At 67.4% G+C, this 17227-nt stretch carries 8 protein-coding genes; 6 read left to right on the forward strand and 2 right to left on the reverse strand.

What is annotated here, in order from left to right:
- Window positions 1-79: 79 nt before the first annotated feature.
- The 6 genes from E5CHR_RS11860 to E5CHR_RS11885 all read left to right on the forward strand — a co-directional run bounded on the left by E5CHR_RS11860 (window position 80) and on the right by E5CHR_RS11885 (window position 14367).
- Window positions 80-1771 (forward strand): ShlB/FhaC/HecB family hemolysin secretion/activation protein, encoded by a 1692-nt coding sequence (locus E5CHR_RS11860; RefSeq protein ID WP_162579861.1) that lies wholly within the window; start codon window positions 80-82, stop codon window positions 1769-1771.
- A 25-nt stretch (window positions 1772-1796) separates the two neighbouring features.
- A complete protein-coding gene (locus tag E5CHR_RS11865; RefSeq protein WP_162579862.1) occupies window positions 1797-11141 on the forward strand; it encodes a two-partner secretion domain-containing protein in 9345 nt (3114 codons plus the stop codon).
- Entirely contained in the window at window positions 11138-11554 is a 417-nt protein-coding gene (locus E5CHR_RS11870) for a hypothetical protein (RefSeq protein WP_162579863.1), read from the forward strand. Before E5CHR_RS11865 ends, E5CHR_RS11870 begins: the two co-directional genes overlap by 4 nt.
- A 44-nt stretch (window positions 11555-11598) precedes the next feature.
- Window positions 11599-12879 carry a DUF637 domain-containing protein gene (locus E5CHR_RS11875; protein ID WP_162583693.1) on the forward strand — a complete coding sequence of 427 codons (1281 nt, stop codon included), beginning with the start codon at window positions 11599-11601 and terminating at the stop codon, window positions 12877-12879.
- The gene (locus tag E5CHR_RS11880) at window positions 12876-13811 is read left to right on the forward strand and encodes a PoNi-like cognate immunity protein (protein ID WP_162579864.1); all 936 of its coding nucleotides are present in this window, start codon (window positions 12876-12878) and stop codon (window positions 13809-13811) included. Before E5CHR_RS11875 ends, E5CHR_RS11880 begins: the two co-directional genes overlap by 4 nt.
- A gap of 226 nt (window positions 13812-14037) precedes the next feature.
- Window positions 14038-14367 (forward strand): four-helix bundle copper-binding protein, encoded by a 330-nt coding sequence (locus E5CHR_RS11885; RefSeq protein ID WP_162579865.1) that lies wholly within the window; start codon window positions 14038-14040, stop codon window positions 14365-14367.
- A 50-nt stretch (window positions 14368-14417) separates the two neighbouring features.
- Here E5CHR_RS11885 and E5CHR_RS11890 read toward each other — a convergent pair whose 3' ends face one another.
- Window positions 14418-16616 (reverse strand): heavy metal translocating P-type ATPase, encoded by a 2199-nt coding sequence (locus tag E5CHR_RS11890; RefSeq protein WP_443083115.1) that lies wholly within the window; start codon window positions 16614-16616, stop codon window positions 14418-14420.
- Window positions 16617-16734: 118 nt separating this feature from the next.
- Window positions 16735-17154 carry a Cu(I)-responsive transcriptional regulator gene (gene cueR, locus E5CHR_RS11895; protein ID WP_162579867.1) on the reverse strand — a complete coding sequence of 140 codons (420 nt, stop codon included), beginning with the start codon at window positions 17152-17154 and terminating at the stop codon, window positions 16735-16737.
- Window positions 17155-17227 lie beyond the last annotated feature (73 nt).

Here is a 17227-nt window from a genome sequence, read left to right on the forward strand (position 1 = left end):
GATGAGTGACAGGGGAGGTTCCGGGCCAAAGGCCCGGAAGAGCGCGCGTGCCTCTTGGAGGAAGCGCAAGACATGGACGATGGTCTTGCCGGCTGCGCTGGCAGCCGTGGCGCATGCCCAGGCGCCGCTGCTGCCTGCGGCGGCCCATTCGTTTGTCGAGGATCACCGGCTGCAAGAACGCGAGCGCGCCGTGCGTCGGCAACAGGAACGCGCCTTCCGCAGTCCGACGCTGGCAGACACCCCGCCGGAACAGCGCCGGCTGCCTGCGGACGCGCCGTCGTGCCTGCGCATCGATCGAATCGTGCTGGCCGGCGAGCGCGCCGAAGACTTTCATTGGACGCTGGCCGCAGCCGCCGGCGCGGACGGCGGCGACGATCCGCGTGGCCGCTGCCTCGGCACCGAAGGCATCGACATCGTGATGGCTCGGGTGCAGCGGGCCTTGGTCGCGGCCGGCTATGTCACCACCCGCGTGCTCGCCGCACCTCAGGCGCTGGGCCAGGGCACGTTGACCCTGGTGCTGATCCCCGCCCGCGTGGCCGCCGTCCGGTTCGCCGAGGGAAGCCAGGCCCGTACCAGCCTTGCTGCCGCCATTCCCGCGCGTGCCGGCGATCTGATCAATGTGCGCGACATCGAGCAGGGGCTGGATAACCTCAAGCGCGTCGTTACCGCCGAGGCCGACATCCAGATCGATCCTTCGACGGCCGCGGACGCGAGGCCCGGCGACAGCGATTTGGTCGTCAGATACGCGCAGCGCTTTCCTTTGCGCGCCGCCCTGAGCCTCGACGACAGCGGCACCAGGTCCACCGGCAGGACGCAGGCGGGCGCCACCGTCGCCTGGGACAACCCGCTGGGCCTCAACGACCTGTTCTACGTCAGCCTCAACCACGATGCCTTCAACCACGCGGGGCAGGGCACCAGCGGCCGGACCTTGCACTACGCATTGCCCTGGGGCTACTGGCTGGCGAGCGCTACCGCGACGCGGGGCAAGTACCACCAGACGGTGCGCGGAGCCGACCAGGACTACGTGTACGCCGGTGAATCCTCCAACGCGGAGCTTCAGCTCTCGCGGCTGCTCTACCGCGACCAGCGCCGCAAGACCACGCTGAGCATGCGCGCGTTCCGGCGGAGCACGCACAACATCATCGAGGACGACGAGGTCCAGGTGCAGCGCCGCGCCACCGCGGGCTGGGAGCTGGGCTTGGCGCACCGCGAAGTCATCGGTGACGCCACGCTCGATGCCAACCTGGCGGCGCGGCGCGGCACGGGCGCGTTCGGCGCTCTGCACGCGCCGGAAGAGCGTTTCGGCGACGGCACCTCGCGCTTCCGGATCGCCACGGCCGAGCTCCGCGTGAATGCGCCCTTCCAGCTTGGCGCGCAGAAGCTGCGCTACACCGGCGTGTGGCGCGCGCAATGGAGTCCCGGTGCGCTCACACCTCAGGACCGCTTCGCCATCGGCGGGCGCTACACCGTACGCGGCTTCGACGGTGAATCGAGCCTGATGGGCGAGCGCGGTTGGCTGCTGCGCAACGACGTCGGATGGACGCTGGACGCGAGCGGCGCGGAGCTCTACCTCGGCATCGACTACGGACAGGTCACCGGGCATTCCACGCGGCAACTCGACGGGCGCCACCTGAGCGGCGGCGTGGTGGGCCTGCGCGGCGCATGGAGGGGGTCGAGCTACGACTTCTTCGTTGGAGCGCCCATTGCGAAGCCTGAGAGCTTTCGCACGGCCAGGACAACGGCGGGCTTCAACCTGAACTACAGCTTCTGACGCGCGGATGCATGGGGAAAAATAAATGAACAAGCACCTTCACCGCATCGTCTTCAACGCCGCACGCGGCATGCGCATGGTCGTGCAGGAGACGGCCAGGAGCGCGGGCAAGGCGACGGGGGCGAGCTCGGGTGTGCTCGCAACGGCGCTGGCCGGGCTGGTCGCGGTTTCGCCTGCGCCCGCTCAGATCGTCGGCGCACCCACCGTGGCGCCGGGCCTGCGGCCCACCGTGCTGGTCGCTCCCAACGGCGTGCCCCTGGTCGACATCCAGACGCCCTCGGCTGCCGGCGTCTCGCGCAACCTCTACAACCGCTTCGACGTCCAGCCGCGCGGCGTCATCCTCAACAACAGCCGCACCGATGCGCAGACCCAATTGGGCGGCTGGGTCCAGGGCAACCCCTTCCTCGCCACTGGACCGGCGCGCATCATCCTCAACGAGATCGTCAGCGGCAACCCCACGCAGCTGCGCGGGGCCATCGAGGTGGCCGGCCAGCGCGCCGAGGTCATCGTGGCCAACCCGGCGGGCATCGCCGTGGACGGCGGCACCTTCATCAACGCCAGCCGAGCGACCCTGACCACCGGCACCCCGCAGCTCAATGCGCTCGGCGGCCTGGACGGCTACGTCGTGCGCGGCGGCACCGTCAGCATCGACGGGGCTGGATGGGATGCGAGGAGCACCGACTACGCGGCTGTCCTGGCGCGCGCCATCCAGGTCAATGCGGCGCTCTGGGCCAACGAGCTGAAGGTGGTGGCCGGGGCCAATGAAGTCTCGGCCGATCAGGGGCAGGTGAGCCCGGTCGTCGGCGCGGGCAAGGCACCCGCCTTCGCACTGGACGTCGCGCAGCTCGGCGGCATGTACGCCGGCAAGATTTTTCTGATGGGCACCGAGGCGGGTGTCGGTGCGCGCAATGCGGGAACGATCATGGCAGCGGACGGCTCGGGTCCGCTCTCGGGGCCGGGCGAGTTCGTCATCACCGCGGCGGGGAGGTTGGAGAACATCGGGACGATCCAGGCCGCGAGGCGCGCCGGCATCACTGCGGAGAGCCTGGCCAACAGCGGGCGCATCGCCAGCGGCGGGGAGCTCGGGATTGCGACGGCGGGGAAGCTCGGCAACGCGGGCGGCACGATCGAGGCGCAGAGCCTGCAGCTTGCGAGCGGTGGGGACATCGACAACCGTGGCGGCATGATGCGCCAGACCAGCGGGGTGGGCCTGGCGATCCAGGCGCCGGTGTTGAGCAACACCGGCGGGGGCGTGATCGGGGCCGAGCCGGTGCCCGACGTGTCCGCGCCGCCGGGCGCTGGCACGGGCAGCGGTGGCACCGGGGCTGGTCCCGGAAGCGATACCGGTGCCGGCACAGGCACGGGTACGGTCACTGACCGCAGCAGCAGCGCGACGCCATCGCCAGGCTCTGTGCCCGCGCCCGGTCACCTCACCGCCGTCGGCAACGTCCTCAACGGCGGTGGCCGCATCTACGCAGGCGGTGCCATCCGGCTCGACACGCCGCAAGTCAACAACAACGGCGGCGCGATCACCACGGCGAGCCTGGCCGCCAGGGGACCGAGCTTCAGCAATGCCGGAGGTACGCTCGACGTTGCGGGCGACTTCAGCGCCAGCGTCGGTCGCTTCGACAACACCGGCGGCACGGTGCGCGCAGGCAGCCTGCAGATCGCGAGCACGGGCGACCTGGTCAACAGGGACGGCCAGCTGCAGAGCAACGAGGGCGTGGCCGTTGACGCGCAGGCGCTCGACAACAACCACGGCAGCATCCAGTCGTCCACCGCCGACAGCCGCATCACAGTCGCAAGGCAACTGCTCAATGCCGATGGCGCCATCGGCGCCGCCAAGGATCTCGCCATCCAGGCGGAGCGTCTGAACAACAGCGGCGTGGTGCGCGCCGGCAACGATGCGACGCTCAATGTCAGCGCTGCGCTGGCCAACGACGGCAGCATCACCGCCGCTCGCCGCATCACCATCACGGCTGGCAGCCTGCAAGGCGGCAGCACGAGCGTGCTGGGCGCCGGCATCCAGGCCGACGGCAAGCGGGGCACGGCGGGCGACCTGCGCGTGAGCACCACCGGCGCGCTGGGTGCCAACGGCACGAACCTCGCTGCTGGCGATGCCGTTCTGCAGGGCGCGAGCATCGACCTGTCCTCGAGTACCACCAGCGCGGCCAACGTTGCGCTCATCGCCGCGCACGGCAACGTCATCAGCAGCGGCGCGGCGATCACCACGCCGGGAACGCTGAACGTCACGGCCCACAACCAAGCCAGCCAGACGCTCACCAATCAAGGCGGCAAGCTCAATGCAGGCCAGCTGACCCTGAGCGTCTCGAACCTCGCCAACACCCGAGGCGGCGAGATCGTGCAGACCGGCAAGGGCGCAACGACCATCGCCACCTCGGGCGCCCTCGACAACAGCGGTGGACGCATTGCTACCAACGGGCAGCAGCTGACGCTCGATGCCAGCGCTGGCCTCGCCAACACCGGCGGCACGATCGAGCATGCAGGCAGCGGAACGCTCACCATCGCCGGCAACAGCTACAGCGGCGCCAACGGCGAGATCCTCGGCAACGGCGCATTGGCCGTGAAGGTTGCAAGCCACTTCAACCAGGACGGCGGCAGCACCTACGCCCAGCAGATCACCATCGATGCCGGGGCCCTCGGCAACCAGGGCGGCAAGCTCGTGCAGGGCGGCTCGGCGGACATGCGCCTCACGGTGGTGGGCGCCTTGAACAACAACGCAGGCGTCATCGCGAGCAACGGCCACACCGCCGTTGCCGCGGGTCGCCTGGCGAACCGAGGCGGCACCCTCCGCGCCGCCGAGGCCTCCAACCTCGGTCTTGCCATCGCCGGCACGCTGGACAACAGCCACCAGGGCGAGATCGGCGCAGGAGGCAAGCTCACGCTCGATTCGGTCGGCCTGAACAACGATGCCGGGCGCATCACCGCCGTGGGCGACCTGAGCGCCACCGTCGGCGGCGCGGCGAGCAACCAGGCCGGCGTCATCGCCGCGAACGGCAACACAGGACTGAGCGCCGCCAGCCTCGACAACAACGGCGGCACCGTGGCCGCTGTCAATGGAAAGCTCGACCTCGCTACTTCGGGCATCACCGCCAACGTCGGCGGCACCTTGCAAGCAGGCGGCACCATCACCCTGCGCAACACAGGCTTCGACAACAGCAGCGGCAAGGTCTTCGGCGACAGCTTGAGCATCGACACCGGCGGCCAGGCGCTCGGCAACGTGCAGGGCACCCTCGCCGCCATCGCCACTGTCAACCTTCAATCGGGCGCCTTGAACAACAACGCCGGCCTGATCCAGTCCGGCGCAGCGATGGTCATCAACACGCACCGCCAGGCGCTCACCAACACCGACGCTGCCGGCTACGCCAACGGTCAAGGCGGCATCGCCAGCGGCGGCACACTCACGCTGTACAGCGGCACTCTCGACAACACGGCCGGCTTCATCGGTGCCAAGGCCGCGCTGGTCGCCAGGACCGGCACGGTCATCAATGCGGCCGGCGGCCTCATCCTCGGCCAGGACAAGGTCAGCATCGACACCCAAGGCGCCGGCTACGACAACCGCGGCGGCCAAACTCAGGCAACGGGTGACCTGCGCATCGACGCCGGCGCCATCGACAACACCGGCGCACTGATCCGCTCGCAGGGCACCATCACCTTCAACGCCGGCAGCGTCACCAACGCCGCCACCCTGGGCCCCGGCCAGGGCATCGAAGGCAGGAATGTCAGCATCGCCACCGGCGCGCTGATCAACAAGACAGGTGCCATCCGCGCCGATGCCGACGCCACCCTCACCAGCAGCGGCGGCATCGACAACACTGCCGGACTGGTCTCCGCGGGCAACACCCTGCGCATCGTGGATCCGAACGCCGCCAACCCCGCGGCCAAGACCCTGGGCCTGGTCAACACCCGCGGCAAGCTGGTCGCCAACAAGGACCTGCGCATCGACGCCGCCACCTTCAGCGCCGACGGCGTGGTGGCGTCGGGCCAGGACCTGGGCATTGCGCTCACCCAGGACATCGTGAACAGCGCTGAGCTCGCCGCGAACGGCAACCTCAGCTATACCACCACGGGCGACTTCATCAACCGCGGCAAGCTGCTGGCGGGCCAGACCCTCACCGTTGCCGGCAACAACGTCGATAACACCGCCGGTGCCGAGATGTCCGGCGTCGACACCATCGTCAGCGCTGCGGGAACCCTCACCAACCGAGGCCTGATCGACAGCCAGGGCAAGACGCAAATCAGCGCCAGCAGCGTCGACAACATCGGCACCGGCCGCATCTACGGCGATGCGATCTCCATCGGCGCGAGCACGCTCATCAACGACGCCGAGACCGTCAACGGCGTCACCCACTCGGCCAGCATCGCCGCGCGCAGCGCGCTCGACATCGGCGCGGGCACCGTCGACAACCGTGATCGCTCATTGATCTTCAGCGCCGGTGACCTGTTCATCGGCGGCGCCCTGGACATGAACCGCTACGCCACGGGCCAGGGTGCAACGCTCGACAACCTCAGCGCCGACATCGAATCCCTCGGCAACATGGCCCTCTCGATGACGCAGGTCAACAACCACGACATCCACCTCCAGATCGGCCAGCAGACCACCCACGCGACCACCTCCCGGCTCGCCACCATGGACGGCAAGTTCTGGGACCGCGGCGACACCTGGGGCGACGACGCCAGCCGCTACGTGTTCCACCGCAACCCCGACGGCACCGTCGCCGTCGTCGGCCAGGGCTGGGGCATCTGGGACGAGAGCATCGACACCACCCGCGACCTTGCCACGCACACCGACCCGGCGCGGCTGGTGGCCGGCGGCAACCTCGAAGTGAACGGCTTCCTGCACAACCGCGACAGCCACGTGCTCGCCGGCGGCACCCTCGGCGCTGCAGGCGTGAACAACGAGGCGACCACCGGCACCCAGAGCACCACCGTCACCACGCTGGTCACCGGCTACATGGCCAACAAGCCGGGCACCGGGCCCAACAACTTCAATGTGCTGGGGCCGGTCACCTCGAACAGCACTATTGACATCGGAGCCTTGCGCTTCGAGGCCAACACCAATGCCACTAGCCGCAAGGCGCCGGAGCTGACGGGCAGCAGCGCCAATGTCGACGCCCCTGCCGATGCTGCCGGTGGGGTGAGCGGCCCTGCGCGTGCGGGCGCCATCGTCGAGGTATCGGCCAATGTGGGCGCGGTCGTCAAGACTTCGGGCAGCGGTGCCGGCACCGCGACTGGCGCGAGCGGTCCCGGCGCAACGGCGTCCACCCCAACGGGCAGCGAACCCGGCGCCTCGGGAAGGCCGGGCAACCCCGGAGCGACCATGCCGATCGTCGTGCGCACCAGCGCGCCCAACGCCGCGATCCCCACCGCGAGCCTCTTCAATACGCGCCCCGACCCGGGCAACCGCTACCTGGTGGAGACCGATGCCCGCTTCGCCAATTACCGCAGCTGGCTCGGCAGCGACTCTCTGCTGGACCGGCTGGGCCTGAACCCCGACCTCGTGCAAAAGCGCCTGGGCGATGGCTTCTACGAGCAGCGCCTGATCCGCGAGCAGATCGCCCAGCTCACCGGCTCCCGTTACCTGGACGGCTTCTACAGCGACGAAGAACAATATGCCGCGCTGATAAGCGCAGGCGCCACCTTCGCCAGGGAATACGGCCTGCGCCCCGGCATCGCCCTCACGCCCGCGCAGATGGCGCAGCTCACCAGCGACATCGTCTGGCTGGTGGAGCAGACGGCCACCCTGCCCGACGGCAGCACCCAGCGCGTGCTGGTGCCACAGGTGTACGTGCGCGTGCGGCCCGGGGACATCGATGGCTCCGGGGCCTTGCTCAGTGCGGACGCCCTCAGGATCAAGAGCGCGGGCGATGTGACGAACACCGGCACCATCGCCGGGCGGACCTTGGTCGCCATCAACGCCGAGACCCTCGACAACCTGGGCGGGCGCATCAGCGGCGGCAGTGTTGCCTTGGACGCCAGAGCGGATCTGAACGACATCGGCGGGACCATCGACGCGCGAGACAGCCTCTCCATCCGGGCAGGGCGCGACATCAACATCCGCACCACGACCACGACGAACCAGGCCGGGCTCAACAGCACCACCCGCATCGACCGCGTGGCGGGCCTTTATGTGACCAACCCCGGCGGCACGCTGGTGGCCAGTGCGGGGCGTGACGTGAACCTGGTCGGGGCCATCGTTTCCAACCAAGGGCCAGGTGGCACCACCTCGATCAATGCGAAGAACGATATCCACCTCCAAACGGTGCGCGAAGCTTCGACCCTGGTGGGCAGGGGCATCGACAACAACAGCGCGATGGTCGCGTCCTCCTCGCGCGAGCTCGGGACCACCATCGCCACCGATGGGGCCACGTTCCTCACCGCCGGCCGCGACATCAACGCACGCCAGGCCACGGTGGAGGCCGGCACGGCCCTGCTCAGCGTTAATGCGGGGCGCGACATCCACATCGAATCGGGCCAGCAGCAAGACGCCGGCAGCTTCTCGATGCAATGGAGCGACAAGGGCCTGGTGAGCCGCACGGCCACCACCGCGAGCGGCCAGCACGACAGCAGCACCCGCGTCGGCAGCCGCTTCTCGGGCGGGCTCGTGGCCCTGGGTGCGGGCAACGACATCGGCATCGAAGGCTCGCAGCTCAGCGGCACGCAGGGCGTGATGGTCGATGCCGGGCGCATGCTCGACATCGTCGAAGGGCGCAACACCCGCAATGCCCGCGTCGACTTCGACCGCAAGCGCTCCAGCCCGATCCACGACCCGGTGTTCATGCAGAACAGGGCCTCGGGCACCGGCATCGACGTCGGAAGCGACACCGCTGCTGCGAGCACCATCACCAGCAGCCAAGGCGGCGTCCTGCTGCGCGGCGGGGCGGTGAACCTGCAGGGCGTGCAAGTCTCCGCTGCCAGGGATATCGCGATCGAAGGCGGCAGCGTGAACATCGCCGGGGCCATCGAGCGCAGCGAAGTGCATGGCGAGCAGCGCCAGCGCGGCGGCGACTTCGGCCCTCTGGGGCTGCACGACCTGGGCCACGGCCTGGGCGCCAAGAGCGGCGACACCCTGGATGCAGAGACCACCCGCCTTGCGCGCACGACCCTCAGCGGCGTCAACGTCAGCCTTACCGCCACGGGGCCCGATGGCAAAGGCGGTGACCTGCACATCGCCGGCACCACCATCGACACCCCCGGCACGCTGAGCCTGAACGCCGGCACGCTATCCCTGGACACCCAGAGCACCGTCGCCACGCTGGAGACCGGCAGCCAGGGCAAGGACTTCTCGTGGCAGCAGCAGCGATCGCGCGGCACGAGCGATGAGAGCACGCACTACAACCGGTTCAATGCAGGCACCCTGGCGGTCAACGCCAACCGGGTGCAGGCCGGGCTGGGGGCGCGGGACAGCCTCGAGCAGCTGGCCAGGCAGCCGGGCATGGGCTGGGTCGGCCAGCTCAGTAACGATCCTGCGCTCAGCGGCAAGATCGACTGGGTGCGGCTCGAGGAGGCGCACCGCCACTGGGACTACCAGCAGCAGGGCCTCACGCCCGAGGGCGCGGCGATCGTGACGCTGGTGGTGTCGTACTTCACGGCCGGGACGGCGTCGGGGCTGGGTGCCAGCGCGGGCGCAGCCGTGGGTGGGACCGCCGGCACGGTCGTCGGGGGTGCGGTCACAGCCGGGGTGACAGCGCTGGCGAGCCAGGCGAGCGTGGCGCTGATCAACCACCGGGGCGACATTGGCGCAGCGCTGAACGACCTGGGGTCGAGTGCCAGCGTCAAGAGCCTGCTGACGGCGATCGTCACGGGCGGGGTGCTGGCGGGGCTGGATCTCAACCCGACCGGGTTGCCCACAGCAGGAGGTGGTGCGCAGCCCTTCATTGCGCAGTTGCGGCAAAACCTCACCGCCGGCGCCGCCAGAGCCGTGATCGGTGCGGCCATCAACGGCGGCAGCATCGAGGACAACCTGCGAGAAGGCATCAAGTCAGCGCTGCTGGACACGGTGGCGGCACAAGGCGCCCACGCGATCGGCGACCTCACGCTCGCTGGCGCGCTGGATGACTTCACCAACAAGGCCGCGCATGCGATCGCGGGGTGCATGGTGGGTGCGGCCAGAGCCGACAGCGCGAGTGGCTGCGCGGCAGGCGCGTTGGGTGCGGCGATCGGCGAACTGGCGGCCGAAGGCTACGGCCGAAGAGACGACACGGTGCAGTTCGCTGCCCTCATGAGCGGGCTGGCTGTGGCCATCACCGGCGGGGATGCCAGCCAGATCAATCTCGCCAGCCAGGCGGGGAGCAATGCGGCGGCGAACAATTTTTTGGCTCACGAGGAAAACCAAGCCAGAAAGAAGGCCATCGTTGCTTGCGATCGCGGCGATCAGCTCGCCTGTGCAGAGCGCGATGCGTGGAACGCCAAGGACAAGGCGCGCGACGAGAAGCTGCGTGCGGCGTGCTACGCCGATGGTGCGAGCAAGCTCTGCAGCGACTGGATCGGCTTTGCGAAGGCAGCAGAGGCCACGTACCGAAGCACCCCCGACAACGCTGCGCTGCGCGACGAGATTCGCTTCGGCCTGTACTCGGACGCGGCCGAGCGCACCGAGATCCAGCGCCTGATCAACAGCACGCCTCACGCCTCACCGATGGGCCCTGCGGGCGAAGCGGTCTTCAGATCGCTGGCCAGCCTCGCCCTGGATCTCACGCCGGTCGTTGGCGACATCAAGGGCTTTGTCGAGGCTGAAACGCCCTTCGACTACACCTTGGCCTTGGTCGGGGCGCTGGGGCCCGCCGGCGATGCGGCCAGGGCGCTGATCAAGGAGGCCAAGGCGCTGCTGGACGTCGGCGATGCCGCAGGGGCAGCATCCAAGCTGACGCAAGCGCAGGGCTCCATCCGGGCCAGTGTCGGCAGCAAGGGCGCGTGGGACACGGCCTTGAACGGTCAGCTCAAGCCTGGCGCCGTCTACGAACTGAGCAATGGCCACAAGTACATCACGGACGCGTCCGGCCGGGTGGAGAAGGTCGAGGGCACGTTGTCGTTGAACGCGATGGATCGCAATGGCTACCAGCAGTGCGCGACGGGGAAATGCGGTGCGGCCAAGGATGAAGGTGGGCACCTGATTGCCGCCAGTTTGGGAGGCGCGGGTGACAAAATCAACATCGTGCCGCAGGCTTCCACGCTCAATAGAGGCGACTGGCGAGCGATGGAGAACGAGTTCAGGAACGCACTCAAGGAAGGGAAGACTGTGACGGTGAAGATTGAGGTGGGGTATCCGGCCGGGGACGCAATCAGGCCCAATGAATTTTTTGTGGCAGCCATTATCGATGGCATAGAAGTGACCAAGAGGTTCAAACAATGAGTGACATCACGACAGCGGAAGTAGCCTACCAGGCGCTTGCGCGAGCAGTACATAGGTTCCCGGCGCACAGAGCCTGGGATTCGGCCTTTGCAAGATTTGCAATCTTCAATCAGATGGTTTCGGTGCAATGGGGTGCAACGTGTAATGGCGTCGTCGATCGGACAGGGAGCAGCCCACCGCGAGGTTTAGTCAGTGAGTCAATGGATGCGGCTCTTTTCCTCCGCGAGGATCTTCTAAAGTCCACGGGCCAGCGCATTTGGGGCTTGACGTTTACGCTGTATCCCGACGGCAAGTTCAACATCGAGTACGACTACAACAAGCCCCTGGATTACGAGGAAACGGACGAGACTGTAGATCTCTCCCATGCACTGGAGGATTTGCAGAACCAAGGTGTGCGCGTTTCAAAGAAGTAAGCCATACGCAACGGTTCAACTGGGTCAAAGCCTAAGCTGCGGGGATCTCGAGAGCTGGCCATCACGGCAGCAGCTTCGAGGACAACCTGCGAGAAGGCATCAAGTCAACGCTGCTGGACACGGTGGCGGCACAAGGCGCCCACGCGATCGGCGACCTCACGCTCGCTGGCGCTTTGGATGACTTCACCAACAAGGCCGCGCATGCGATCGCGGGGTGCATGGTGGGTGCGGCCAGAGCCGACAGCGCGAGTGGCTGCGCGGCAGGTGCGCTGGGTGCGGCGATCGGCGAACTGGCGGCTGAAGGCTACGGCCGAAGAGACGACACGGTGCAGTTCGCCGCCCTCATGAGCGGGCTGGCTGTGGCCGTCACCGGCGGGGATGCCAGCCAGATCAATCTCGCCAGCCAGGCGGGGAGCAATGCGGCGGCGAACAACTATCTCAGCCACTCGCCCTTCGCCAATGTGCGCGGCATCGTCGCAACAGAAAACGCCCGTCTGGCTGCGCGGTGCGGTGCCGACTGCACGCAGGCGGACTTCGATCGCATCGACGCGCAGATGCAGCAACTGGATCGCGCGGCCCAACTGGTGGAACTCAGCCGACATTCCGGGCTGACGACCGAGCAGGCCCTGCGGCTCGGCGAAAACATCGCGTCGTTGCTGCCCGTCTATGGCACGCCGATCGCCCTGTACCAGGCCCTCACTGGCGAGAGCCTGACTGGCCAGAACCTCACGACGGTCGAGCGCTTCTTCAACGGAGTTGCTGCGGCCGTGCCGCTCGGAAGTGCGGCCTACCGTCTCATCAACGGCGCCATGGCGGACTTGCGACTGGCGGCCAGCTTCGGCGGCTTCGGCGCGGACGGCAAGGCACTGATGGACTTCGGCCAGCTGTCGAGCCATCAGAAGGGCATCGTCGGGGAACTGCTGGGCGCCAATACAGTGCAAAACGTGCTGCCAGGGGCCACAAGGCTGGGGAGAATGGGTGAGGTGGGCAGCAATGGGATCGATGACCTGTACAAGGTCACGAGTGCCAATGCCGACTATGTGATCGTGGAGTACAAGTTCGGAACTTCGACGCTGGGGAAAACAGCTGACGGGCTGCAGATGAGTGACGGGTGGGTATTGGGCTCGAACCGGCTTATCCAAGCCGCAGGAAGTGAGGCCGAGGCAGCACTCATTCGAAAGGCCTTCGAGAGCGGGCGAGTCGAAAAGCGGGTCGTACATACCGATCCGGCGGGAGGGACCTCGGTCTGGCTTGTCGATGCAGCGGGCAAGGTCGTTAAAGCTGACTCTAATTTGAGGAGTATGTTGTTGGGAGCCAAGAAGTGATACGAGACTGTTTAAAAGATAAGGAATGGTTTGATCGATGGATTATGTTCGTTGAGACGGCCATTGCTGAAGATGTTTCGACTATCGCCAAACCATCAAAGAACCCTGCCTATCGCCCCCAGTATGTAAAAGATTTAGCGTTTCATCATTTCAAGCTGATGATGCGCCGCTACTCTCGCGGTGACCCAAGCGGTGTGCTACCTCAGTACTTCGAACCGCTCATTCACTATTGGGAAAAATCTCAGCGTTTGGGTGCGGAAATGTGGACACCGGAGCAACAACATAGCCGTCATACATGGGCAGTGAATCTTGACTACTACATCGACTGCTTCTGGTTGGTAGGCTTGGCACTTGCGCTCAAAGTTTCCGACGTGCAATGGCACCGCCTCCTCGACCTGATTGGCAATGAGGGCGAAGACTTGCTGCTCGACCGGATGATTGCTACCAGGTGGCCAAATCGCATGATCGGCACGTCGCTGTGCTATCCGAAACCCTACGCTCGACTGTTGAAGGCGATCGATGCGCCTGAGGCAAGGCAAGCTGTTCTATTGAATGAATTTGTCGAGAGTTGGTACAAGGAGGTTGGCGGCGCCGCAAGATCTGGGCGTCAGAAGCAGGCCGTTCCCTTCAAGACTCCTTACTGGCACAACTATCACCGCCTTGAAGGGGGCTATTTCGGCTACTGGTGTCTGGAGGCCGTAGCCGCCGTCAAGGCGTTCAACCTGGACGACAGTCTGTGCGTGGGTCACCCCCACTACCCGGGCGATCTACTTCGTCCCGAGCAGGTCACTGCCCCCGACATGTCGCGCCTGCTGCCCGAGCTCGCGGCAACCATCGGCGCACCACCTGAACCGCCGTTCACAGGTGAGCCAGTCCACCTTACAAAATGGGAGGCGCTCAAGATGCTCGTCAAGAACAAGCTGACCTCCTAGCAATGAACAGCATCCGCATCCACCGCACGGCGACGTCGACATAACGGACGGCGGGCACCTGATTGCCGCCAGCCTGAGGAGCGTGGGGGACGACAAAAGCAACATCGTGCCGCAGGCTCCCACGCGGAAACGTGGGCAGCGACGCAAGTCGCACACCTAGCCGCGTCAATGTCCGACAAACACCCAGCCCCTTCCTTCCCAACCTGTCCTTTTCAGGAGAGCCGCCATGCCCCATGAGAAGTACGCAGCGTGCATCGCTGCCTGCAACGAATGTGCGATGGCGTGCAGCCACTGTGCTGCCGCCTGCCTGCACGAGGACGACGTGAAGATGATGGCCGCCTGCATCGCGCTCGACACGGATTGCGCCGCCATGTGCCAGCTCGCCGCGGCGGCAATGGCGCGCGACAGTGCCCACGCGCCGGCCATCTGCCGCCTCTGCGCGGAGATCTGCACGGCCTGCGGGGACGAGTGCGCGAAACATTCGCACGCGCACTGCCAAGCGTGCGCCCAAGCCTGCCGCCGCTGCGCGGAGGCTTGCCGGCAGATGGTCGCCTGAGTACCGGCAAGCCTCGGCGCGGGCCGGCCCCGGACCTGAGCTGCGGCTCATCAGCCCGCGGCCGCCTTCCAACGCCGCAGCAGGAGCGCGTTGCCCACCACGCTCACGCTGCTGAAAGCCATGGCTGCGCCCGCGATCACCGGGCTCAGCAGGCCGAAGGCGGCCAATGGAATGCCCACGACGTTGTAGACGAAGGCCCAGAACAGGTTCTGCCGGATCTTGGCGTAGGTGCGGCGTGAGATGTCGATCGCGTCGCCGACCAGCGCGGGATCGCCGCGCATCAGTGTGATGCCGGCCGCGTGCATGGCCACCTCGGTGCCAGTGGACATGGCGATGCCCACGTCGGCCGCGGCCAGCGCCGGCGCATCGTTGATGCCGTCGCCGACCATCGCGACACGCATGCCTTGGGCCTTGAGTTGCCCGACGATGGCGGCCTTGTCCTCGGGCAGCACTTCCGCATGCACGATGCCAATCCCCAGCAACCGGGCCACGGCTTCTGCACTGCCTCGGTTGTCTCCCGAAACAAGCGCGGTTCGGATGCCCTGTGCGTGCAGCCGCCGGATGGCTGCCGCGGCGTCCGGCTTGAGCGTGTCGCCGAAAGCGAGCAGCCCGAGCAGCCTCGGGCTGGCGCCGGTCTCGGCCAGCCAGGAAACAGTTCGGCCTTCCGCCTGGAGTCGAGCGGCGCGCTCGGCTAGCGCGCCCAGGGGCACCGAGAGTTCGCTCATGAAGTGGCTGCTGCCCAGCCGGAGCGCGCGGCCTTCGACTTCGGCAGCCACGCCGCGGCCTGCGTGCGCGCGTACCTGGCTCGCGGCCGGGATCGCCAGCCCCTGCTGTCCGGCTGCGGCGAGCACGGCATGCGCCAGCGGATGCTCGCTACCGGCCTGGATGGCCGCGCTGGCCCGGAGCAGGGCAGCGGTGTCGCCATCGACGGCCTCGAAAGCGACGAGCTCCGGGCGGCCCTCCGTCAGTGTGCCGGTCTTGTCGAACGCGACAATGCCGACGCTGTGCGCAACCTCCAGCGCCTCCGCGTCCTTGATCAGCACGCCATGCCTCGCTGCCACGCCGGTGCCCGCCATGATGGCGGTCGGCGTTGCCAGCCCCAGGGCGCACGGGCAGGCGATGACCAGCACGGCCACCGCGTTGAGGATGGCGGCTTCCCAGTCGCCCGTGGCCACGCCCCAGCCGGCCAGCGCAGCCAGGGCAATGGCGATCACCACCGGCACGAACACGCTGCTCACGCGGTCGACCAGCCGCTGGACGGGCGCCTTCTTCGCCTGCGCCGACTCCACCAGCCGCACAATGCGCGCGAGCGTGGATTCCGCACCGACGGCGGTGGTGCGCGCCGCGAGCAGGCCTTCGCCATTGACCGACCCGCCGGTGACGGCATCGCCGGCATGCTTGGCAACCGGCAGGCTCTCGCCGGTGATGAGCGACTCGTCGACATCGCTGGCCCCTTCGAGCACGGTGGCGTCCACGGGGATGCGCTCGCCGGGGCGCACCACCACCACGTCGCCGACCTTCACCTGCGCGAGGGGGAGCTCTTGTTCCAGCCCGTTGCGGCGCACCCTTGCACGTTCCGGCCGCAGCGCGTTCAGCGCGCGAATGGCTTCCGTGGTTTGCCGCTTGGCCCGCAGCTCCAGCCATTTGCCGAGCAGCACCAGCGTGATCACGACAGCGGACGCCTCGAAGTACAGATGCGCCGGCATGCCGTGGCCCGCCTGCGCGAGCAACAGGTAGAGGCTCAGGCCATAGGCAGCCGATGTGCCGAGCGCGACCAGCAGGTCCATGTTGCCGGCGCCTGCTTTCGCGGCCTTCCAGCCCGCGCGGTAGAAGCGCGCGCCGAGCCAGAACTGAACCGGCGTCGCCAGCGCCAGCTGCGACCAGCCCTCGAGCATCCAGGCACGGCCGACGAGCAGGCCGAACATGGGCAGCAGCAGCGGCGCCGACAGCAGCGCGGCCAGCGCGACCGGCCACCAGTCCGGCCATCGGTTTGACGCCGGGGCGGCCTGCGGCTCGTCGGCAGGGCGTGCCTCGTAGCCTGCCTTGCGCACGGCGGCCAGGAGGGCGGGAACGTCCACGTCGCGGCCGGCGAATCTGACCTCGGCCTTCTCGGTCGCCAGGTTCACGGTGGCCGAGTCGACCCCCGGTACGCCGGCCAGCGCCTTTTCCACGCGCGCCACGCAGGAGGCGCAGGTCATGCCCTCGATCTGCAGCGACCGTTCCTGCTGGCCGCCGGCGGGCGCCGGCATCGTCAAGCTGTTGTCCATCGGCATGGGTCGTTCCCGTGTATTACAGATGGGTCTACTGTCGACCCTCCCATCATGGGAAGGTCAAGGCTTTCTGGCGGACCCCTGCCAGCACAGGGTTTCAGTGCTCGGCCAGCTCCTCGAGGATCGGGCAGTCGGGCCGCTGGTCGCCGTGGCAGCAGTCGGCGAGGCGCTCCAGCGTGCGCTTCATGCTTGCCATTTCCTCGATCCGGCGATGCAGGTCCGCGGCATGGGCCAGGGCGATGCGCTTCACGTCCGCGCTGGCGCGGCGCTTGTTCTGCCACAGCTTCAGCAGCTGCGCGATCTCGACCATGCTGAAGCCGAGGTCGCGTGCGCGGCGGATGAAGCGCAGCGTGTGCACGTCCTTGTCGCTGTACTGCCGGTAGCCGGCGTCGGTGCGGCTGATACGGGGCAGCAGCCCCAGCGACTCGTAGTGCCGCACCATCTTGGCCGACACGCCGGAGCGTGCCGCCGCCTCGCCGATGTTGAAGGGTTCCTTGCCGGGGAGGGCCTGGTTCATTGCGCTTTCCTTTCTTCCTCCGTACTGCCGAAGGCACGGAAAGCATCGACCCTACCATGATGGGAAGGTCAAG

Origin of the sequence: Variovorax sp. PBS-H4, from assembly GCF_901827205.1 — a bacterium.
GTDB lineage: Bacteria > Pseudomonadota > Gammaproteobacteria > Burkholderiales > Burkholderiaceae_C > Variovorax.

Coding starts and splice junctions, on each gene's coding strand:
- E5CHR_RS11860 (WP_162579861.1), top strand. CDS start 80: ATGGTCTTGCCGGCTGCGCTGGCAGCCGTGGCGCATGCCCAGGCGCCG.
- E5CHR_RS11865 (WP_162579862.1), top strand. CDS start 1,797: ATGAACAAGCACCTTCACCGCATCGTCTTCAACGCCGCACGCGGCATG.
- E5CHR_RS11870 (WP_162579863.1), top strand. CDS start 11,138: ATGAGTGACATCACGACAGCGGAAGTAGCCTACCAGGCGCTTGCGCGA.
- E5CHR_RS11885 (WP_162579865.1), top strand. CDS start 14,038: ATGCCCCATGAGAAGTACGCAGCGTGCATCGCTGCCTGCAACGAATGT.
- E5CHR_RS11890 (WP_443083115.1), bottom strand. CDS start 16,616: ATGCCGGCGCCCGCCGGCGGCCAGCAGGAACGGTCGCTGCAGATCGAG.
- cueR (WP_162579867.1), bottom strand. CDS start 17,154: ATGAACCAGGCCCTCCCCGGCAAGGAACCCTTCAACATCGGCGAGGCG.